Annotated in this window: 18 protein-coding genes, 1 tRNA gene and 1 other RNA gene; 13 read left to right on the top strand and 7 right to left on the bottom strand. The window is 42.1% G+C overall.

From position 1 onward, the window contains the following. Positions 1-19: 19 nt before the first annotated feature. From thyX to HMO_RS0106000, 8 genes are all read left to right on the top strand, one after another. A complete protein-coding gene (gene thyX, locus HMO_RS0106035; protein WP_010300017.1) occupies positions 20-961 on the top strand; it encodes an FAD-dependent thymidylate synthase in 942 nt (313 codons plus the stop codon). Further along, positions 961-2,208, top strand: a complete 1,248-nt coding sequence (locus tag HMO_RS0106030; protein WP_010300015.1) for a 3-deoxy-D-manno-octulosonic acid transferase — start codon at positions 961-963, stop codon at positions 2,206-2,208. Before thyX ends, HMO_RS0106030 begins: the two co-directional genes overlap by 1 nt. Continuing rightward, positions 2,205-3,152 carry a tetraacyldisaccharide 4'-kinase gene (gene lpxK / locus HMO_RS0106025; protein WP_010300013.1) on the top strand — a complete coding sequence of 316 codons (948 nt, stop codon included), beginning with the start codon at positions 2,205-2,207 and terminating at the stop codon, positions 3,150-3,152. Before HMO_RS0106030 ends, lpxK begins: the two co-directional genes overlap by 4 nt. Before the next feature lie 62 nt (positions 3,153-3,214). Further along, a complete protein-coding gene (locus HMO_RS0106020; RefSeq protein WP_029448517.1) occupies positions 3,215-4,009 on the top strand; it encodes an aldolase/citrate lyase family protein in 795 nt (264 codons plus the stop codon). Between the two features lie 95 nt (positions 4,010-4,104). Further along, the gene (locus tag HMO_RS15525; protein ID WP_010300009.1) at positions 4,105-6,642 is read left to right on the top strand and encodes an MHYT domain-containing protein; all 2,538 of its coding nucleotides are present in this window, start codon (positions 4,105-4,107) and stop codon (positions 6,640-6,642) included. Positions 6,643-6,944: 302 nt separating this feature from the next. Further along, positions 6,945-7,877, top strand: a complete 933-nt coding sequence (locus HMO_RS0106010; protein WP_010300007.1) for a hypothetical protein — start codon at positions 6,945-6,947, stop codon at positions 7,875-7,877. Between the two features lie 732 nt (positions 7,878-8,609). Then, the gene (locus HMO_RS0106005; protein WP_010300004.1) at positions 8,610-9,503 is read left to right on the top strand and encodes a response regulator; all 894 of its coding nucleotides are present in this window, start codon (positions 8,610-8,612) and stop codon (positions 9,501-9,503) included. Positions 9,504-9,872: 369 nt separating this feature from the next. Beyond that, a complete protein-coding gene (locus HMO_RS0106000) occupies positions 9,873-10,643 on the top strand; it encodes an endonuclease/exonuclease/phosphatase family protein (protein ID WP_139016841.1) in 771 nt (256 codons plus the stop codon). On the opposite strand, the gene HMO_RS0105995 is transcribed toward HMO_RS0106000, so the two are convergent. The 7 genes from HMO_RS0105995 to HMO_RS0105970 all read right to left on the bottom strand — a co-directional run bounded on the left by HMO_RS0105995 (position 10,640) and on the right by HMO_RS0105970 (position 15,704). Continuing rightward, on the bottom strand, positions 10,640-11,923 hold the full coding sequence (locus tag HMO_RS0105995) for a nucleotide sugar dehydrogenase (RefSeq protein ID WP_010299999.1): 1,284 nt from the start codon (positions 11,921-11,923) through the stop codon (positions 10,640-10,642). The genes HMO_RS0106000 and HMO_RS0105995 overlap by 4 nt on opposite strands. Before the next feature lie 2 nt (positions 11,924-11,925). Further along, a complete protein-coding gene (locus HMO_RS13990; protein ID WP_010299996.1) occupies positions 11,926-12,516 on the bottom strand; it encodes a 5-formyltetrahydrofolate cyclo-ligase in 591 nt (196 codons plus the stop codon). Beyond that, on the bottom strand, positions 12,516-13,265 hold the full coding sequence (locus HMO_RS13985) for a hypothetical protein (RefSeq protein WP_010299994.1): 750 nt from the start codon (positions 13,263-13,265) through the stop codon (positions 12,516-12,518). Before HMO_RS13985 ends, HMO_RS13990 begins: the two co-directional genes overlap by 1 nt. Next, positions 13,262-13,879, bottom strand: coding sequence for a YggS family pyridoxal phosphate-dependent enzyme (locus tag HMO_RS13980; protein ID WP_010299992.1), 618 nt, complete (start codon positions 13,877-13,879; stop codon positions 13,262-13,264). Before HMO_RS13980 ends, HMO_RS13985 begins: the two co-directional genes overlap by 4 nt. After that, positions 13,879-14,373 (bottom strand): SspB family protein, encoded by a 495-nt coding sequence (locus HMO_RS0105975; protein ID WP_010299989.1) that lies wholly within the window; start codon positions 14,371-14,373, stop codon positions 13,879-13,881. Before HMO_RS0105975 ends, HMO_RS13980 begins: the two co-directional genes overlap by 1 nt. Before the next feature lie 29 nt (positions 14,374-14,402). Next, positions 14,403-14,747, bottom strand: a transfer-messenger RNA (tmRNA) gene (ssrA, locus tag HMO_RS16105). Between the two features lie 306 nt (positions 14,748-15,053). Continuing rightward, complete coding sequence (locus tag HMO_RS0105970; RefSeq protein WP_010299986.1) at positions 15,054-15,704, bottom strand: queuosine precursor transporter; 651 nt, start codon at positions 15,702-15,704, stop codon at positions 15,054-15,056. A 403-nt stretch (positions 15,705-16,107) separates the two neighbouring features. Here HMO_RS0105970 and HMO_RS0105960 point away from each other — a divergent pair, with 403 nt between their 5' ends. From HMO_RS0105960 to HMO_RS0105940, 5 genes are all read left to right on the top strand, one after another. Next, positions 16,108-17,031 carry an ion transporter gene (locus tag HMO_RS0105960; protein WP_010299984.1) on the top strand — a complete coding sequence of 308 codons (924 nt, stop codon included), beginning with the start codon at positions 16,108-16,110 and terminating at the stop codon, positions 17,029-17,031. Positions 17,032-17,103: 72 nt separating this feature from the next. Then, positions 17,104-17,179 (top strand) — tRNA-Ala (locus HMO_RS0105955). 20 nt (positions 17,180-17,199) lie between these two features. Continuing rightward, complete coding sequence (locus HMO_RS0105950) at positions 17,200-17,520, top strand: frataxin domain-containing protein (protein ID WP_010299981.1); 321 nt, start codon at positions 17,200-17,202, stop codon at positions 17,518-17,520. Next, positions 17,513-19,351 (top strand): ABC transporter transmembrane domain-containing protein, encoded by a 1,839-nt coding sequence (locus tag HMO_RS0105945; RefSeq protein ID WP_010299980.1) that lies wholly within the window; start codon positions 17,513-17,515, stop codon positions 19,349-19,351. The genes HMO_RS0105950 and HMO_RS0105945 overlap by 8 nt, the downstream gene beginning before the upstream one ends. Next, on the top strand, positions 19,342-20,103 hold the full coding sequence (locus HMO_RS0105940; protein ID WP_010299979.1) for a class II aldolase/adducin family protein: 762 nt from the start codon (positions 19,342-19,344) through the stop codon (positions 20,101-20,103). The genes HMO_RS0105945 and HMO_RS0105940 overlap by 10 nt, the downstream gene beginning before the upstream one ends. Positions 20,104-20,107: the final 4 nt, after the last annotated feature.

The raw sequence follows: 20,107 nt of genomic DNA, 5'->3' as shown, positions 1-20,107 counted from the left end.
CAATAAATGAGTATAACCCATGGCCCTGAATGCTTTACAAGAACAAGAAATTCTTCATCAGCAACAAGAAACCTATCAGACGCGGCGGATGACTGTACCGGCTCTGGAAGAGATCCTGTATGAAGCCATACCCGTTCTCGATCATGGGTTTATTCGCGTGATTGACTATATGGGGGATGATTCTGCAATCGTACAAGCAGCCCGGGTTTCTTACGGTAAAGGCACAAAAAAAATTAGTGAAGATCAAGGGTTGATTAATTACCTTATGCGCCATCGCCATTCGACGCCCTTTGAGATGTGTGAAATTAAATTTCACATTAAGTTACCTATTTTTGTGGCCCGTCAATGGATTCGTCATCGTACCGCTAATGTGAATGAATATTCAGCTCGATATTCGATTATGGATAAAGAATTTTACTTGCCTCTGCCAGAACATTTAGCAGCTCAATCTAAGGTAAACAATCAAGGCCGGGGCGACGTTTTGGACGGAATGAGAGCCCAAAGAGTTATGCAGCTCTTAAAAGAAGATGCTGTGCGAGCCTATGATCATTATCAATATATGCTTAACGAGACTGAAACAGGTGAGAAAATTGACGAGGATCAAGATGGGTTAGCTCGTGAATTAGCCCGCATGAATCTGCCGGTCAATTTTTACACTCAGTGGTATTGGAAAATTGATTTGCACAATCTTATGCATTTCCTTTCCTTGCGCGCAGATTCCCATGCTCAGTACGAAATTCGTGTTTATGCTGAAGCAATGTTAGACGTTCTCAAAAAGTGGGTGCCAGCCACTTATCAAGCTTTTGTGGATTACCGCGTTGGGGCTGCTAATTTATCTGCTAAGGGCCTGGCGGTGGTTCGCACTCTTCTTGCGGGTCAAAGTATGACGCGCGAACAAGCGGGGATGAGTTTGAGAGAATGGCGTGAATTAGAAAGTGTTTTACAGATAAAATTGCCGTAATGCTCAGTTTTTATCGTTTCATTACCCCGCTATTAGCGCCGCTTCTCAAGCTGCATTTACGCCGGCGTTTGAAAAGAGGAAAAGAAAGTCCCACTCGGCTTTATGAACGCTTTGGCGGGGCCTCTCTTCCTCGCCCCTCAGGGAAACTGCTTTGGATTCATGCGGCCAGTGTGGGGGAATCTGTTTCAGTTCTCCCGCTCATATTTCGCCTAAATCAGAAATATCCTGAAGTTAATATAATGTTGACCACGGGCACTGTTACTTCAGCCGAGCTGATGGCTCAACGGTTACCAAGAAATGTCATCCATCAATTTGTGCCGCTGGATGTGCCAAAATGGGTGAAAAGATTTCTTGAGCATTGGCAACCCGATGGGGGTGTGATTATAGAGTCAGAATTATGGCCCAATATGCTTTACCAAGCAAAACACCAAGAAATTCCTTTAATCCTTCTCAATGCCAGCCTGTCCGAAAAGAGTTATCATCGCTGGCAGGGCGCCAAATCGGTTATTCAAGAGTTATTATCATATTTCAGCTGCATTATGACTCCTAGCTTAGAAACAGCTGTCCGCCTGAAAAACTTAGGCGCTACGCACGTGGATTTGAGTATTAATTTAAAGTTTCTCGCTGATCCCTTGCCCGTCAATAGGGATGAATTAGACTCTCTAAGCTCTTCTCTAAAAAGGCCTTTATACACCGCCGTCAGTACCCATCCTGGGGAAGAAGAGGTGGTTATTGAAGCCTATCTCAAACTTAAACCATCTTACCCGACTCTTCTTTTAATCTTAGCGCCGCGGCATCCGCATCGGGCCTCTTCTTTAATTGAAATGATGCGGGCCAAAGGGCTATCAATCGCGCAGCGTTCTTTAGGGGAGCTTCCAACACAGGCCCATGATGTTTGGCTTATCGACACCATCGGTGAGCTTGGCCTTATTTACTCTTTAGCACCTTTTTGTTTTCTGGGGGGGTCGCTCATGCCGATTGGTGGACATAATGCCATTGAACCGTTTTTACTGGACTGCGCCGTTATTCAAGGGGAGCAAACCTTTAAATCCCACCACATTAATCAGCTCCTCAGGCCTGTCTTAGCAACGGTACAGAATGCTGAAGACCTCAGCAAAATAGTCAAGCTTTACTTAGACCAACCTGACCATGTAATGGAGCTCCTACGACAAGCAGCAGCCATTCTCCAAGATCAACGGCAAGGCTTAGAAGAAATAGTGGATAAGATTGTAGAGGAACTACGGTGAGGTTAAGAGCTCCTCAATTCTGGCGGTCCCCAGGGCTGCTAAGTTGGTTGTTAGCACCAGTAGGATGGATTTATGGAAAAGTAGTTGCTTGGCGGCTACGCTGTTCTAAGCCTAAAGTTACAGTCCCTGTGCTGTGTGTGGGCAATTTAATTATGGGTGGCGCCGGGAAGACCCCCACCGTTATTGCTCTGGCTAAAGAATTTCAGGAGCAGGGACAAATGCCGCATATTTTAACGCGAGGGTATGGTGGACAATCTCATACTGCCTTACGGGTAGACCCTGAGCTCCACACGGCTGAGCAGGTAGGGGATGAGGCTCTGCTTTTGGCAGACATAGCCCCCACTTGGGTCGGCGCAGATCGTTATCAATCAGCTGTAGCCGCCATTGCTGCCGGCGCCAACCTGTTGATTATGGATGATGGATTACAAAATCCTAGTCTCTTCCAGGACCTTAAAATTGCTGTCTTTGATGGACAAATTCCCTTGGATAACACTCAAGTTTTCCCAGCTGGCCCGTTCAGAGAGGATTTTCAGCACGGGCTGAAGCGTGTCGATTACTTGCTGCTGATTAATTTTTCTCAACTGCCAAGGTGGGCTGCCAATAAGCCTCATATTCTTGCTCGCATTACCACCGCTGCCGTGCCTACTTCAGACCGTTATGTCGCTTTTGCCGGCATAGGGTATCCGGAAAAGTTTTATGCCTTGCTTAAGCAACAAGGATTTATACTAAGTGCGCATAAATCTTTTGCCGATCATCACGTTTATAATACTTATGATCTTGATGTATTATTACACTTAGCTGAAGCTCAGCAGGCGCAATTGATTACAACAGAAAAGGACTTGGTTAAAATTCCAAAAAATGTTAGAAAAAATATTCAGTCTATAAAAATTTGCTTGAAGGCTGATCTTACAGAAATCGTTAATAAAGTGTTAAAATTTTTTTAACTATTTGTTAACCAAGATTGATAAATAATTAATAATAACCATCTAACAGTTCTGGTTGACCGATGAATACACTCGAAAAAGAAATGTTATCCTTGTTAAAAAATGGTAAAAATGATCTCGGATTTACCCATGTCCGTGCTGAATTTGAGTCTGAAGGGATACGCGAAGATGAAATTCTTAGGTTAATAGAGCTAACCTTTCGGGCTGATCTCGATCTAATTATTAAGATTGGGGGTTGTGAAGCGGTTACTGACTTAATGAAAGCCAAACAATTGGGCGCTGGTGTAATTATTGCTCCTATGATTGAATCCTCGTATGCTGTGTGTAAATTTGTGCAATCAGTAAACCGAGTTTACGCAGAGCAAGAACGGATGGATATTGAATTTTTGATCAATATTGAGACTATTATGGGATATGAGCAACGCGAGGCTATCATTGATAAGGTCGCGGCTTGCAGTTTGACCGGTGCTGTTTTTGGCCGCGTTGATTTTTGTGGATCGTTAGGTATCCATCGCCGTGACGCCAATAAACCTGAGATTACCCGCCGTATTAAGGAGGTTGGATTGCTGTGCCAGCAGCATAATCTCCAGTTTGCTGTGGGCGGTGGCATTGATGCTGAAAGCGTACCCACTTTAAGAGAAATTCATACTACCCATCTGAAACGATACGAAACCCGGAAAATTGCATTTGATGCTTCTGTGGTAAGTCATAACATTGCTCATCGAGGGTTGATTGAAGCCTCAAGGTTTGAACTGCTATGGTTGAAAAATAAGTGCAACTACTATAAAAATTTGAGTGCTGAAGATCAGGAGCGTTTAAAGATGCTTGAGCGTCGGGTGATTTCTCTAGCGGCATAAAAAGCAAAATCTAAAAATATATTCTTTTAAACAAGGCACAATTAACGTAAGTTGTTTTTTAACAACAACCCCCCCTTCTATAAGACTGGTAAATTGTGTTAACTCTTATCAATGAATCACAAATTCCTTATAACACTATTGTAGGGCAGTACGATACTTTCTATATCTTAATCTCTTACTTTGTGTCAGTTATTGCTGCCTGGACAGCACTTTTAATTCTTCAGAATACTAATATTTCACATACTTATACTCGTCTTAAGGGCTGCTTATTGGGTGCTCTTGTCATGGGTGCCGGCATATGGTCTATGCATTTTACGGGGATGTTGGCTTATAAGATAGAAATGGAGCATACCTATAATTTAGGTTTAACCATTCTCTCAATGATATTTGCTGCCGGTTTTTCCTTTGCAGTTTTCCTTAATATAACACGTCAAAAATTAACGCCTCAGGTTGTTGTGATCAATGCCCCTGTTATGGGAATCGGTATATGCGTCATGCATTATATTGGGATGACAGCTATGGAGATGAAATGCGATATCCTTTATTTGAGATCCTATTTCTGGACTTCGGTTTTGATTGCCATTATGACTTCTGGCTTGGCCATGTGGATTATGTCTTCTGTCAATAAGGCCACTATCCATAAAATAGGCCTCATGTTCGTTGCAGCCTTAATTCTTGGGGGAGCGGTGACAGGAATGCATTATACGGCCATGGCGGCAACAGTATTTTCTCCTTATGCCGATTGTCGTTTCACCGAGAATTCTGATCAATCAACGTTGGCGACTGCCGTTGTGATTGTCTCGCTTTCAATTTCCTTATTTGGTTTTTTCTTAGTCAGCCGTGGTTTTTTAAAAGAGAATAAATCTAAGGAAACAGTTTTTTCTTTTCAAGGCTCTGTTGTTTTAAACCTTATTATTATTATGACGGGGGCAACCACAGCCTTTCTTATCTATTATCATAGCCGCGAAAATTACGATGATGCTTTAATACATTTCCGCCAGGCTGAAACAACGAAGGCTCATCATATCGTGCGATCAGTAAGGCAAGCCTTCGAATCTCTTTATATTGAAATGTTGACGATATCGAAGTTACCCTTTTTAAATAATTTAGCAGATACCTCAGCTTCCTTAGATCAGCGTTCTATTGATGTTATGAAGAACATTCATGACAATTTTAAGGTTATCCCTCAAACAAACTTAATAATTCTAACGCGAGATCACACGGCAGATGACATTAACTCAACTACTAAGCAGATTCCCGGCTTACTTTTAAATTATAAAAGTTATGCGCCACGCTTATCCGAAGAGATTATTCTGAAGGTCGCCCGACATCACTTAGCCTGGTTCAAAGAGGACTGTCCTTTAAAGCCAATGGATAAGGATTCAATTATTCCTGCTAAAATGGAATGGATAAATATAAAGGCTTTAGGACCTTCCTTTCCTTCCGCGCCTGATCGAAGGGTATCGACCCCAAGTCCTACAATTATTTATTCTTTACCTTATTATGGCCCTGAAAGGGTCTTTAAGGGAATCATTGTTACGGTATTTCCTTTGAATATTTTATCGTCACATTTACAAGGTGATAGCGATATTCTGATCCGCAATCAGGACAATAAGGTATATATTTTCCCTTCTTCCCTTCCCGGAAATTTAAGAAGTTCCTTTCCATGGATTAGAAAGGCTGAACTTGACCCCCATTTTCTTTTCTCAACAGTCCAAACTATTGACATTAATGATAAAGGGGGAACCCTAAAATTGTGGGTAGGGGCTAATGAGTCAGAGTTTTTTCAAAGCACAGCTGTCCACAATATAAAAAACTTTCGCAATATTGGCTACTCCTTCTCAATTATTTTAACGTTGCTTGCTTTAAGTCTTTTCAATATTATGCGGCGGAGCTTTAAATTTGAACTTGAAAAAGAAGCTGAAGCAAATAAGGCAAAAACAGAATTTTTATCAAATATGTCGCATGAGCTTCGCACCCCGATGCATGCCATTTTGAGCTATTCTAATATGGGGCTGAAAAAGCTGCGAGATCGACAAGAAGTTACCTCAGAGCCCTTATACAAATATCTCAATAATATTCAAATTGCGGGAAACAGGCTCTTAAATCTTCTCAATAATCTCTTAGATCTCGCTAAGCTAGAAGCCGGAAAAATGGATTTCAATTTTCAATTAAATGATTTTCAGTCTGTCATAGATCATAGTTTTAATGAATTAGAGTCACTTTTTACTCAAAAAGGTATCACTCTAGCTGTTGATAATAAGGCTCATCTTACTGAAGCTGTATTCGATAAGGAGAAGCTCGTTCAGGTGGTCATTAACCTGCTTTCAAACGCTATAAAATTTTCTTCTCCTAATTCTCGAATTCATATAACGGTTGCAAATGTTAGCCTTGCTAAAGGTAAAGGCTTATCTTGCCGAATAGAGGACGAAGGTATCGGTGTTCCCAAAGACGAGGTCACAAAAATCTTTGATAAGTTCTTCCAGAGCAGTATTACCCGTACCCAAGCCGGTGGAACTGGCTTAGGTCTTCCTATCTGTAAGCAGATCATGGAGGGACATGGCGGCACAATTTGGGCAGAAAATGGCAGTAAAGGTGCTGTTTTTATGTTTCAGTTTCCTCTTAATAGGTAAGAGATAGTAAGGACGCATGTATTAGCTAGACCAGAAGAGGGAATGAACAGCATCTCAATTAGCTTACTTAATCATAAAAGAGCCTTTAAGGGACTTCAGAACAAACGGTACAGGCGGCTTTAAAAGCCTTTCTTCTTTTTACAAATTCTCCTCTATTATAACTGTTTCTCTCTTCCCCCTACTCAATGGACGCTTGCCCTCCCATTAATATAATTCTTTGCAAATAAGTACCAGCTTAGCAATTTATTGAAGTATTTCTCTTATACCTACTCATAAAGTGACGCGGGTAATGGGAGCCATAAATGAAGCTAAGGTTTCTTGGTAAATTGTCTTTAATGCTTAGTATCCTGGGATCAGCTTTGCCTAGCAAGGTCCAAGCCCAGGAGCACTTTAATCCTGGTTACGAAAGTAATGGCTCAGACAGTGACCATGAGGGATGGGGAAGACACTCTCCCACACTTTCAGATATTGACACCGATCTAGACCCCAGGCCGGATTCAGATCCGGAAGCCATAAGTTCTGATTCGGATCATTTTTCTGAGGCTGAAATGAGGGAAGAGGCCGCCCCTGCACATTCCTCAGAAGCTGAGATGGGGGAAGATGGCACCACCGACCACCACTCAGAACTTGAAGATAGCGACGGCTCAGCAAAGGAGTGTGACGGCTTGGAAGCTGCTACGGATGTAGATCTTCCCCTTCCTGATCCCCAGCCTTCTCAAGGACACAAACGACGCTATGAAGAGACAACTATCGATCCTCGGCGACCATTTATTGATGAGAAGGGCTTTCTGACACCTCCGCGGAAAACTCTAAAGAGTCGCACGGGAAGCTCTCCTCCTCCCTCTTCTCCTATAAAGCAAAACTCCTCTCTAGCGTCTGAAATGATGTCACCAGATATTAGGGGAGTTGATACGGAATTTGATGGGTGGGCAGGCGCCACGGATGGGGATGAGCCTCTTCAAGAACCTCAGGAGCGAGACCCTCTAAAAATAGTTCCCAACGAGCCACCATCATTCGCTGAGGAGGAAGCGTTTTTCCGTGAGGAGTTAGAAAAATCTCTTACCTCTTCTCAGAGCAAGAATAGAAGAAAGAACCGGAGCAAAAGAGCCATGGAAATAGGTGACAAGATTCAGGAGGAAGATACAGTGCATAAAGCGGGAAGCACCTCCATTTCTCAGTCTTATGAGGGACCGAGAGTAAACGAGTCCGAAGAAGAACGTGAAGCAGAGCATTAGGTTAAACAATGTCCTCTTAAGAAGTACCTTTAACAATCGAAGAGAGTTTATGGAGGGCGGCGCACGTCAAAGCACACGCACCTTAACAATTGGAAAACTTGAGGAGGAGATATCCATAAGTCCCCCTCCTCCTTTAAGATAAATAGAAAAGTTCCTCGCTGCGCTCGGGGTACATTTTCTCCCTTTTTATAAGTGGGTTCTGAGGCTTGAAGTGGTTCTACGCCTTAGAAACAAATAAGAAAGGAGTTGAAGGCAGCTTTTTGCAAGATTCACCTTATTTAACCCTAAAACCTTGCAAAGTTATAGTGGATATAAATTGCATAGCCGCTTCTTGCTGAGACAATTCTACAGAAAAATATTTTATTCATAGCTCTACACAACAACAGCGCGCCTCCAGAGAGAAATGTGTTTCTTTAATTTGCGATCTTCTCTTTAAAAAGCAGCTCAGTCGTAAGGGGGCTTTTGTTCTTGCCAGCCTGCAGGCATGAGATTAAAGACTTGAGTGGTTTTCTGTCTCCCTGCGACGTAGATTGATAAGGCAGAGATGATCTAGACCCTATTGAAGTCATGAAGAGATCTTAGAGGATCTTTGGATGAATTAATTGATTATCTTTAGGCGATGAAGAGGCCGTCTGTTACTTACATTTATCCTAAAAGAGAGAAAAGTTTTTATGGTTTATAGTTAAGATATTAGCTAAGGTGGATCTAATTTTCGAGCGGAGGTAAATTGGAATGGATGAGAAGAAACCTACAGTACTAGCTGTCGACGATGAAGAATTCAACTTAGATATCTTACAAGACCATTTAATTGATGCAGGTTTCAATGTTTTGGCGGCCACCGATGGCGACGAAGCTATACAAAAGATTATGGATCACCCTGAAATTGATGTGATAGTCCTTGATCGTATGATGCCAAGAATGGGCGGTATAGAGGTCATTAAATCTTTAAAAGTAAGTGAGTATTATAAACATATTCCAATAATCATGCAGACTGCCGCTGCCCAAACGGTTCAAGTGGTTGAAGGAATTGAGGCGGGCGTCTATTATTATCTAACAAAGCCCTATGAAGCCGATTTACTAATCAGCATTGTCCATGCTGCTATCAATAAGGCCGCTCGCTTGAAGGAAATTAGTGAAGAACTGAAGAAGACTCAAATTGTTCCGAACCTGATGAAGAATGGCATTTTTGAGTTCCAAAGCCTGGATGAAGCTAAGAGTATTGCCTACTTTGTTTCTTGCTTATGCCCTAATTCTTTACACGTGGCATTCGGTCTAACAGAGCTGATGATTAATGCCATTGAGCACGGGAATCTTGGCTTAACTTATACTGATAAGACAAAATACTTAGTTAAAGGGGAATGGGAAAAGGAAATTGATCGGCGCTTGGCACTTGATGAGAATAAAAGAAAGAAAGCCATGTTAAGCTTTGTTTTAGACAAGGATGTCCTTGAAATTCGCATCAAAGATGAAGGGGATGGCTTTGAATGGCACAAATTTATGGAGCTTTCACCAGATCGCCTAACTGATCCCCATGGTCGTGGTATTGTCTTATCAAAAGATTGCTTTTCTTCCATGGAATACCAAGGAAAAGGTAATGAAGTTCTTTGTATTGTAAGGGTTAGCTAGGGTGTGAGTAATTACTCTATCTTTATGGAGTGCTTTTTAAAAAAGTCATAAGAACAAAGTGAAAAAAGGATATTACCTTAAGCTAGCTCGCAAGGTTAATCTTAAGTAATGTCCTTTTTGGTTTTACAAAGAAATTGAGAAGGATTAAATGTATTAACTTCTTTACAAAAAGCTATTGCAACTTTTGCTGCAACACCATAAATAATTGATATAATAGATTAAGTATCTCCTCTTAAATAGTTAAATTTTATCGTGAACCTTGGGCAAATCCTTCTCCTTTTAGACCAATTAAGACTTGTCATTCTCTTTGGGCTAGGGTGTCTATCCTTATTATTTCTTATCTTGCGTGCTAAATGGCCTTACTGGCTGATGCTGTTTCTTACGGGGTTGCCGCTTTGCTATCCTTTAGTCTCGCACTGGCATTCGGCACAGGACCATCCAAACCCTGTAACTTTACCTTTAAAAGTCATGCATCAGAATTGTTGGGGAGAAAACCCTGATACTGATGCAATTTTTGATCATATCCAAGAGAGCCAAGCAGATGTGGTGATGTTACAGGAATGCCCTCCTAAACTTTATTGGCGCATTCGCAAGGAACTCTGTCCGCAAGGATACGCATTATCCTCAGATTTTGAAAATTATGATCCTCGCCATCATCATCGCTATAATCGTTTAGTTATATTAACTAAGGGATTTAAGGTTCTTAAGCGATATAAACTAAAAGATCATCCTGTGCTTGTGATTTATGGGCGCTCATTTAAAACCGGTGAACGATACCGCTTTGTAAATGTGCATTTGGAGAGATGTTATAACGTTACCGAGGAATATTATCAAGGGATTGCCAATCAGTTGGGCAATTTTGACGGTAAAACGATTTTATCAGGTGACTTTAATCTGGTTCCCTGGTCCCATTACTATCTTAAATTCTGCCAAATGCTCGGTCTTAAAGATGGATTAAAGGGATGCGGTTTAATTGCAAGTTTTCCGGCACCGCGAAATGCAAAAGCAGGCTATAAGGCTCCCGCATTTCTTCCCATCGATCGTTTGCTTTTAACGCCCGGTATTCGAACTCAACGTGTTGATCGGCTTCCTTGCTTGGGCTCTGATCACTACGGCTTTATTGCTCAGATTGCCTCTTAAAGTCGAATTATTTTATATCCCTTACGAGCCATTACATCGCGGTCTAAGCAGCTCTTGACATCAATGATTATTGCATGCGGAGCTAGTAGCTTTTCTGGAGCGGTGGTGAGCTGCTCGATTAAAGAAGTATGAGCTACCGCTAAAATGGTTAAAGCGGCAGGCTTAAGGTGAGCAGCGTCCACAAGCTCTAGATCATACTCATGTTTAGCCTCTTGGGAATCCGCTTCTGGATCACATATTTGAAAGGGTACGCCATAAGCTTTTAATTCGCTGATAATATCGATAACCTTGGTATTACGAATATCAGGACAGTTTTCTTTAAATGTTAAGCCTAAAACTGAAATAGTTGCCTCTTGCGGGTTTGTCCCTGACTGGATCAGTGCTTTAATGGCCTGGTGAGCAATATGTTGACCTATACTATTATTCAAGTGACGGCCAGATAAAATCATTTTTGGATAATAGCCAACCTCTTGAGCTTTGTGGGCTAGGTAGTAAGGATCGACACCAATACAATGACCTCCGACAAGGCCGGGGCGGAAGGGTAGAAAATTCCACTTTGTCCCTGCGGCTTCCAAAACATCAACCGTATCAATCCCTAAGCGATTAAAGATAAGAGCTAACTCATTCATTAAGGCAATATTGATATCGCGCTGCGTGTTTTCGATGACCTTGGCGGCTTCAGCGACCTTAATAGAGGCTGCTTTATAAACCCCAGCTGTTACCACAGAAGAATACACGTCGGCTACGATGTCTAATGTTGCTTGGTCGGAGCCTGAAACAACTTTGGTAATCTTGGTAAAGGTTCGGTCTTTATCCCCTGGATTAATCCGTTCGGGACTGTAGCCCACAGTAAAATCTTTACCAAAGTTTAAGCCGGAAACTTTTTCGAGTATAGGGATACAGATTTCTTCCGTTGCCCCTGGGTAAACTGTTGATTCATAAACGACAATGTCACCTTTTTTCAAGGCTTGGCCCACTGTGTGAGATGCTTTTTCTAAAGGGGTAAAGTCGGGTTGATTAATGTGATTAACAGGGGTGGGAACTGTAATAATATGGAAATCAGCTTGCTTGAGATCATTAATGTCACTGGTATAAAGGATCTGTGTATTCTTTAGACCATCCGCACTAACTTCACGAGTTCGATCATAATTCTGACGCAATTCATCGAGGCGTGTTTGGTTGATATCAAAACCAATGGTGGTGTTGTGCTTACCAAAAGCTACAGCTACAGGTAAGCCCACATAGCCTAACCCGATAACAGAAATCCGACGAAGCGTCATAGTTAATCCTTATTTGTTACAAATATTTTTTCTGGCGTTAGGATATAATCCATAGGGTAATCCTTATCACAAACCATAATATTGTCAAGATATTGACAACCATAACCAATCCCTATGGTTATTATTTCTTTGTTTGCCTTTATTTCATATAATACTTTATCATAAAACCCTTTGCCTTGTCCTAATCTATTTCCTTGGGCATCAAACCCTAGAAGTGGAACAAGGATAATATCCGGCACTACGTCTGGAGCTGCTGGGATAGGTTCGGGGATTTTAAGTATCCCTGGGATTAGAACCTCCGCTGGCGTCCAAGCTTTAAATGCCATGTGGTGAGAGGCGGTAAGGACGGGTAAACAAAGACAAAACCCTTGTCGGTCGAGATATCTTAATAGACTCAGAATATTAAGCTCTGTGCCGACCGCATAATAGCCGGCAATAATTGAATTGGCGTCAAGAAAGAGGTGCTCAGTGAGTTTTTGCCAACGCGTTATCAATTGCTGGTCGATGATAAGCTGATCTACAGTTGCATGATATTGACGTCGCAGCTGCCTTAAGTAATTCCTTAAGTTTTGCTTTTCTTCATCCATAGCCATTAAAGGCAGTCCCCCAACTTATTCTTGTCTTCAGGAGAGGGCACTACTGGCTCTTTCTGACAGGGAGTCTTAGCATAGAAAGCCATTAAATTATCACGTGTTTCCCAAAAGAGCTGATGATCAAAATTAGGAGCGATCCCTTCGACAAAGTCAAGGTTAGCGTCACTGTTTATTTTTTCAGAGTCGACAGCGGCAATGCGTTCGCCGCTATCTGTTAAGGCGCCCCTGCCCGCTTTGCCATGACTGATAAGGACAAAGGCAATAGGATCGACTTGGCTATGAGTAACTTCTTGGGCGTTATTGACGTTGCGGATCGTAATCCTGCTAAAATTCACTGCACAAAAGCGGCTAAGTCTCTGGCTGGCGATAGGCATGTCTGTCGTTGTAATGTTTGCTAGCTTAGGATGCGCTGCAAAAGTAAACCAGCGCCCATAACCATCTTTAGCCACTTTTTGGGAAAGCCCCAGTGTCTTATAGGGGACAAAGCCAATACATTTGTCGGGCTGCTGCTGACAGGAGACATTAGCAAGGCCATCAGAACGCTGAGCTGGCGCCGGCAATTGGCGGTGTTCTAACACATAGACGGCGATAGCCGTCATTATCTGCTTTTGATGGTTGTCGGTTGTTCGCTGTTGGTGTAAGCGATAGCTGGCAGTTGTTAAGGGGATACTGATGCTTGCAATAAGACCAATAATAATTAAAGAGATCGCAATCTCAATTAAACTGAAAGCTGATAAGCGTCGCGTCATCTTGATCCAAAAAGGGCGGTTCCTAGCCTGATTCTAGTGCTACCATATCTGACAGCGCAGGTATAGTCTTGTGACATGCCCATGCTTAAAATTTTTAAGTTAACTTGGTCGGCGAGCTGTTGCATATGTTGAAAATATGGAGTAGGATCTTGCTTGGCTGGCGGAACACACATAAGTCCTTGAATTGGCAAGCCTTTTTCCTGGCAATAATGATAGAGAGTTATAAATTCTGCAGGGGCTACCCCCGCTTTTTGGGGTTCTTCGCCGATATTGATCTGAATTAGAAATTCACGCGTGCGGGTGGTGGGACGTTTTAAATATTTGACTAAGGCATCCACAAGGGTCAGACGGTCAATCACTTCGATGCCGTGGAAAAGTTGTAAGGCGGCCTTAACTTTATTGGTTTGCAAAGGGCCGATAAGATGGAGCCGACAATCACTAAATTCCTGCAGTAATGCTGGCCATTTTGCGAGTGCTTCTTGGACGCGATTCTCGCCGAAAAAGCGATGGCCATAATCTAATAATTGGCGAATGCTAGCAACTGGCTGCATCTTACTGGCAGCCATAACTTCCACATCGGGTCTATCCTCAAGGTTTAAGACCGGAAAGGGCATTATTTGCGACGGAACGCATCGAGAGTAATAATATTTGAACCATCCCCTGCTTCTGATTTAAGCATAGGGTCGACAGAGTTTTTAGAAGGCTTTTTCTGATAATCAAGCTCGACCAGCTCTGCTTGGGCTTCATATTCTGCCGGCGTAAACTGTAAGCCAAACTTAACTGACGGGTCGACAAAACTGACAACGGCTCCAAAAGGTATATTTAAGCGTTCATGGACATCATTAAAGCATAAAGTCACATTAAAGGCTTTATCATTGACTTCAAGATCCCAGAATTCATACTGCAGAACAATGGTAATGTCTTCAGGGTACTCGTCCCGCAGATAATCGGGAAGGTCAACCCCCGGATAGTCGGTTTTGAATGAGATATAAAAGTGATGCTTACCGGGAAGACCATTTTTAGATACCTCGATTAAGGTCTCTTTGATAACATTACGCAGTGATTCTTGAACTAAATTCTCATAATCAAACGCTGGTGTTTTAGTCACGGTCTCATCGCCTTTCTGATAAAATTTCTAGTGGGGGCTTCTGTTGCCCGGTGCCCCCGAACCGCGCTAACTTAAGTGCTTAATATCCGCAATAGCTAAGATATTAGGCAGCAACAGCTACTTGGCTGTTTGAGTTAGCGAATGCAAAATTACGGTTTGCATTTATTGTTTTTGCCCGATAACGGCGGTGCTCACCGAACGAAGAGTTTATCTTTACTACGCGCGTCGATCCTATTTCGTCCCCATATTTTTCTGGTGGAGACGCCGGGTACCGCCCCCGGGTCCGCAACGCTTATTCCATAAACCGTTTATCGTCATAGTCAGTATTACCTGACATCTATAAAATAGGTGTTTTTCGTAAAAAATAAAAGGGGAAAAGAACAAAATTATAGGATCTCAATTAAAAAATCTTTTAGTAACGTTTAAATTTAAATAAGAAATCTTTAAAATACTGTGTATTTTAAGTATTGTTAGAGACAAAATATCAGTAATCTTAATGTTTTATGTGAAGAATACTCGGAACAAGGAGAGGGAATAAATTGATATAGCTCTTGTTAGTAGAGGCGCTACCTTCGCTCACGGCTTACAAAATGACCCCTACCCTGACAGTTTGCTTATTTGATGGCAATGAGATCTATTCTGATATAAATGCCTAAAAGGTTCTGACTCTTCCTGTTTCATCAGCTGTGTTGCTTTTTGTAAGAGAAAGCCTTCACGCAATAACAAAACAGCGGTGTACTTAACAGCATTGATAAGAATTTCCAGGAATAGCTATTACCGACAATTGACCATAGTTGTTTAGTAGGCAGGAGGCCAAAGAGTGACATGATACCAATGACAGTCAAGGTATCAACAAATAAACAAATCGCAGAACAGCTACTGTTACGAAGCCATAAGTATTTTCCCTTAGTCAGTTTACGCAGCCAAAGATAAAGGGAGATATCAATGGACTGTGAGGTATAGCAAGCGATCATGGACCCCATAAAGGCAACACCATAAAAACCAAACACTTTATGGAATGTAGCATCGTCAATTTTTGACCATGAAGTAGCTGGCAGTAAGTCCATACCCGTAATAATGAGTACAGTTATAACATTAATGACAACGGCAAATCGTACACAAAAATTAGCTCTTTCCTTGCCATAAAATTCGGCTATTAAATCGGTTAATAAAAAGGTCAAAGGGTAAAGAATAGCCCCGACCGATAATTCCAGCACCGGTAATAAGGGGACAGAGAGAACGACAAACTTTTGATAGGTCAGGTTTCCGAGGAGAATAAATACGCAGAAAAGAGTGCACAGACCTGTATAAATTTTTTCTGATGTAATCATGTTAACTCTAGAATTATAGTTCTTGATAGGCAGTATGTAGTAGCACGTTAAATATTATTAATCCTCTTTTATTCTTCCCAGCTTTCGGGGGGCTTAGATATAGGACCTCCGATGCGTGACTAGTACTTTTGGCTCTTTGCTGTGCCATTAAGCTGTTCTTCCTTAGAATATAAAAATACCAAAGTTTCTTTAAAGATCAACCTACACTTATAGAAAATGTAACATTTATTTATCGAATATTCTCGTTAAATGGGTACTAAATTATTGGCCAGGCATAATCTGATGGTAAGGTTAGGATTTCCTGAAAATCTTCGAAGAGAGATAGCATTTTAACTATTCATTATTTGTTAACCTTTATCACTCTAAAGTTAAAATAATCACAGGTATATTAGCCGGAGGGAGAATGTTAGAAAAGGTAACTATGTATCAGGGCAAATTAAGAGACTTATTTGCCACTCAGATTATGCAAACCTGTATTGCCATCTTATTAATGATTAGTGCTATTACAATTAGTTGGGAAATCACTGTCCGCTATCACGAAACGGCTGCAGCGCAAACTATCAATGCCTATCTAGGAATAATCAATACGCTAATTCTATATATCTTTGCCGCTGAGATTCTTCTCAGGATTTTTGCCTATGGGGCTGATTATTTCAAAGCCCCATGGAATGTTTTCGACTTTATTGTCGTCGGTCTTTCTCTTATAACTATTGGGGGCTTTTTCCAAATTATCCGCACCTTCAGGTTGTTTTTATTCTTGCGAACATTTTCTATCTTTCCCAACCTGCAGTTTCTTATTCTCTCACTGGGTCAGGCGATTCCTAAAATCATTTCAACTGCGTTATTATTAGTGTTATCGATTTATATTTTTGCCGTATGGGGCGTAATTGAGTATGCTCTAGCATTTCCAGAATGGTTTGGCGATTTGCCGACAGCATTCTCCACAATCTTCCATGCCGTTATTCTGGAACATACTTGGTCACATATTTACGCTAGGATGGTCGAGGTGGATCCATTTGTAGGATTCTTTATTTATCCGACCATAATTATTTTGAACTTCTTAATTCTGCATATGGTTGTTGGAGTGATCATTAATGCTTTACATCTGCAGAACGTGGCAGACCAGGAACATAAAAAGCACTCATTCATTTTGGGGTGGTTAACTGGTAAACATAAAAACCCTCATGATTCGCCGTTGTCGGCTGATACTAAAATTATCCTCCATGAAATTCATAAGCTGGAAGCAGATTTACGCTCTTTGCGGGCCAGGTCGCAGAAATCACCTAAGCTGCAAAACAAGCAAGAGGAAGTTATCATTTCTGACTGAGCGGAAGTGAAGTGTAAAAAACTCTTGCATTCGATAGGATATCTAGATAATTATGAAGTGGTAATCTTATGTGGGGTCATAGCTCAGCTGGGAGAGCGCTACAATGGCATTGTAGAGGTCAGGAGTTCGATCCTCCTTGGCTCCACCACTTCAAATAAGTAACCTATCATGATAAATATTCGTGCCCTTGCTCGTCAAACTCTTCAGCATATTGCTGAATTTGTTGAAGATCACATGCCGGAAGTGGAAGTTGAGCCAGGTGAAGAGGATGTGCTAATCATTGATAATTATAATCGTCATTTTTTATTAAATTATCATGGTGTAACTCAGCAGGTTTGGTACTCATCAGCTATATCAGGGGCACATCATTTTGCCTTAACAGAAGCAGGGGTGTGGCATTGTACCCGTAGCGAAGATACTTTATCTCAGTTACTATCAAGGGAATTAAGCCATATTTGTCAGCGGGATATAAATATACCTTATGCGTGAAAAAAGTTCAGTTGAAAGATCTCAGCTTCCAGAGCGTCAGATTAGCAGCAACCTAACAGTTCTAAAACTATTCCTTCCTTATCTTTCGCCTTATAAAGGGCAAATTACCTTGGGGCTAATCTCTTTATTATTAGCCACATTATCCACTTTAGGCATTGGGCTTGTTTTCACTTCATTGATCGACCATGCATTCAGCCAAGAAAGTCTGACCGCCCTCAACCAAAGTATTTTATTAATGATTGGATGTGTAGCCATTATGGCTGTGGCCAGTTTTGGACGCACTTACTTTGTCTCCTGGTTAGGTGAGCGCGTCGTCGCAGATCTGCGCCAACGATTCTTTAGTCACCTTTTAAGGCTGGAGGTCGGTTTTTTTGAAATGACGCGTCCGGGAGAACTCATTTCACGTTTGACGACCGATACAACCCTAATCCAGATTGTCATCGGTAATTCAGCAGCACTGGCGCTACGGAATTTACTACTTTTTATTGGTGGGGCGTCAATGATGTTGGCCATGTCGGTCAAGCTAACCCTTATTTCCGTTTTAATTGTGCCCCTAATCCTTATCCCTTTAGTGATTTTTGGCAAGCGCGTTAAAGTTGGCTCTCGCCACGCTCAAGACTCTGTCGGTGATCTTTCAGGTTTTCTTGAAGAAGCTTTAAGCAGTATCCGCTCATGTTTTGCTTTTAATAGAGAATCTGTTGAACAAGCTGTTTTTAAGAAACTGGTGGATACAACTTTCGCCTGCGCCACCCAGCATCTGTTAATGCGTTCTTGGTTAACATTTTCAGTGATGATGCTCGTATTTTTAGGTGTAAGCGGCTTATTATGGCTTGGAGGACAAGATGTGGTCTTAGGCACCCTCAGTGCTGGGCAGCTTGCTTCGTTTCTTTTCTATGCCTTAATGGTTGCAGGTGCGGCTGCTTCCTTTAGTGAAATTTATGCTGATTTGCAACGGGCAGCGGGGGCTTCTGAGCGCATCTTCGAGATTTTGTCTATCCAACCAAAACCTCAACCGTCTTCTAAACTGCGGTCCTTACCTCGAGAAGCCCGCGGTACTCTTGCGCTTCATAACATAAATTTTGCTTATCCAAATAATCCGCAGCGGCCGATTCTGCACAATTTTACCTTATCCGTAGCACCTGGAGAAAAAGTTGCCTTAGTCGGGCCCTCGGGTTCTGGTAAAAGCACGGTTTTATCCTTACTTTTGCGTTTCTTTGAACCCCAATCCGGGGCCATTTATGTGGATGGTGTAGATGTTAAAGAAGCCCCTCTCTCGCAAGTTAGGGAACGCTTCGGCATTGTACCTCAAGAGCCTATGATCTTCTCAGGCAGCCTTTATGAGAATATTCTGTATGCTCGTCCGAGTGCCTCTGAAACAGAGATTTGGAATGCGATTGAAGGGGCTCATTTACTGGATGTGGTTAAGGCTTTATCCCAGGGCATCCACACGCAGTTAGGTACTCGAGGGGTACGACTGTCCGGGGGGCAAAGACAGCGGGTAGCAATTGCGCGGGTGATTTTACGTAATGCGCCGATCTTGTTGCTCGATGAAGCTACCAGCGCTTTGGATGCGGAAAGTGAAGCCGCTATCCAAGAAAGCTTAAAGCGGCTTATGGTTACAAAAACTACCTTAGTGGTAGCCCATAGATTAGCGACAGTTTTAAAATCAGACCGTATTGTCGTCCTCAACAAAGGTTATGTGGAAGCTGTTGGTACACATGCTGAGTTGATTACTGAGGACGGATTGTACCGGCGCTTAGCAACGCTGCAATTTACAGATTCGCTCAACTTGTCTGAGCGTCAGAAGGAGAATAGAGCTCTATGGGCCTAGCAAATAAAAGAGTTTTATGGAGCTGTGAAGAGCAGCAAGTTCGTCAGGAGCTCAGCGACTGCTATCATTTGGCCGTTAAATTAGGGTGGACAGATTCAATTTTTACCCATTTTACTGTACGCGTTCCCGGCGAAGAAGCTTTTCTAATTAATGCCTTTGGCCTTAACTTTGAAGAAATAACTCCAGAAAATTTAGTTAAGGTCAACCTTGAAGGGAAGGTGCTGTCTCCAGAAGGAGGACTAATTAACCAAGCCGGTTACACCCTTCATAGTGCTATCCATGAAGCACGACCAGAGATTATGTGTGTGCTGCATACCCACACCCCTTATGGGATGGCCGTCTCCATGTTGGCGGAAGGATTGCTGCCCCTATCGCAACATTCATGCCGCTATTATGGGCGGGTGGCTTACCATGAATACGGCGGAATTCTTTTTGACAGAGAAGAAAAAGCTAATTTAATTAGATCCATGGATCAGCACAAAACGATGATACTGCGCAATCATGGGCTAGTTACCATGGGCACTAGCATAGGAGAAGCTTTCTTTTTGATGTATAATTTAGAGATCTCCGCTAAAACACAAATCTTAGCCCTTTCTACAGGAAGAGAATTAATACAGCCTAGCCCAGACGTGGTGCAATTTACTGCTAATCAGATGAATCATCCCAACCATCACATGATTGACGATCTCGCTTGGCAAGCTTTTAGGCGTTGGCTATATCTCGATAATAAAGTAGCTACGGCGAAGTGCTAAGGTT

It is taken from the genome of Candidatus Odyssella thessalonicensis L13 (genome assembly GCF_000190415.1).
Taxonomy (GTDB): domain Bacteria; phylum Pseudomonadota; class Alphaproteobacteria; order Paracaedibacterales; family Paracaedibacteraceae; genus Paracaedibacter; species Paracaedibacter thessalonicensis.
The sequence above is the reverse complement of the archived record's forward strand: the minus strand, read 5'-3'. Positions and strand labels throughout refer to the sequence as shown.

Excerpts from the sequence above, each read along its gene's own strand:
- HMO_RS13980 (WP_010299992.1), bottom strand. The coding sequence starts at position 13,879 with ATGCCCTTTCCGGTCTTAAACCTTGAGGATAGACCCGATGTGGAAGTT.
- HMO_RS0105960 (WP_010299984.1), top strand. The coding sequence starts at position 16,108 with ATGTTAGAAAAGGTAACTATGTATCAGGGCAAATTAAGAGACTTATTT.
- thyX (WP_010300017.1), top strand. The coding sequence starts at position 20 with ATGGCCCTGAATGCTTTACAAGAACAAGAAATTCTTCATCAGCAACAA.
- HMO_RS0105940 (WP_010299979.1), top strand. The coding sequence starts at position 19,342 with ATGGGCCTAGCAAATAAAAGAGTTTTATGGAGCTGTGAAGAGCAGCAA.
- HMO_RS0106010 (WP_010300007.1), top strand. The coding sequence starts at position 6,945 with ATGAAGCTAAGGTTTCTTGGTAAATTGTCTTTAATGCTTAGTATCCTG.
- HMO_RS0105970 (WP_010299986.1), bottom strand. The coding sequence starts at position 15,704 with ATGATTACATCAGAAAAAATTTATACAGGTCTGTGCACTCTTTTCTGC.
- HMO_RS0105950 (WP_010299981.1), top strand. The coding sequence starts at position 17,200 with ATGATAAATATTCGTGCCCTTGCTCGTCAAACTCTTCAGCATATTGCT.
- HMO_RS0106005 (WP_010300004.1), top strand. The coding sequence starts at position 8,610 with ATGGATGAGAAGAAACCTACAGTACTAGCTGTCGACGATGAAGAATTC.
- HMO_RS0105995 (WP_010299999.1), bottom strand. The coding sequence starts at position 11,923 with ATGACGCTTCGTCGGATTTCTGTTATCGGGTTAGGCTATGTGGGCTTA.
- HMO_RS0106020 (WP_029448517.1), top strand. The coding sequence starts at position 3,215 with ATGAATACACTCGAAAAAGAAATGTTATCCTTGTTAAAAAATGGTAAA.
- HMO_RS13985 (WP_010299994.1), bottom strand. The coding sequence starts at position 13,265 with ATGACGCGACGCTTATCAGCTTTCAGTTTAATTGAGATTGCGATCTCT.
- HMO_RS0106030 (WP_010300015.1), top strand. The coding sequence starts at position 961 with ATGCTCAGTTTTTATCGTTTCATTACCCCGCTATTAGCGCCGCTTCTC.
- HMO_RS0106000 (WP_139016841.1), top strand. The coding sequence starts at position 9,873 with ATGCTGTTTCTTACGGGGTTGCCGCTTTGCTATCCTTTAGTCTCGCAC.
- HMO_RS0105945 (WP_010299980.1), top strand. The coding sequence starts at position 17,513 with ATGCGTGAAAAAAGTTCAGTTGAAAGATCTCAGCTTCCAGAGCGTCAG.
- HMO_RS13990 (WP_010299996.1), bottom strand. The coding sequence starts at position 12,516 with ATGGCTATGGATGAAGAAAAGCAAAACTTAAGGAATTACTTAAGGCAG.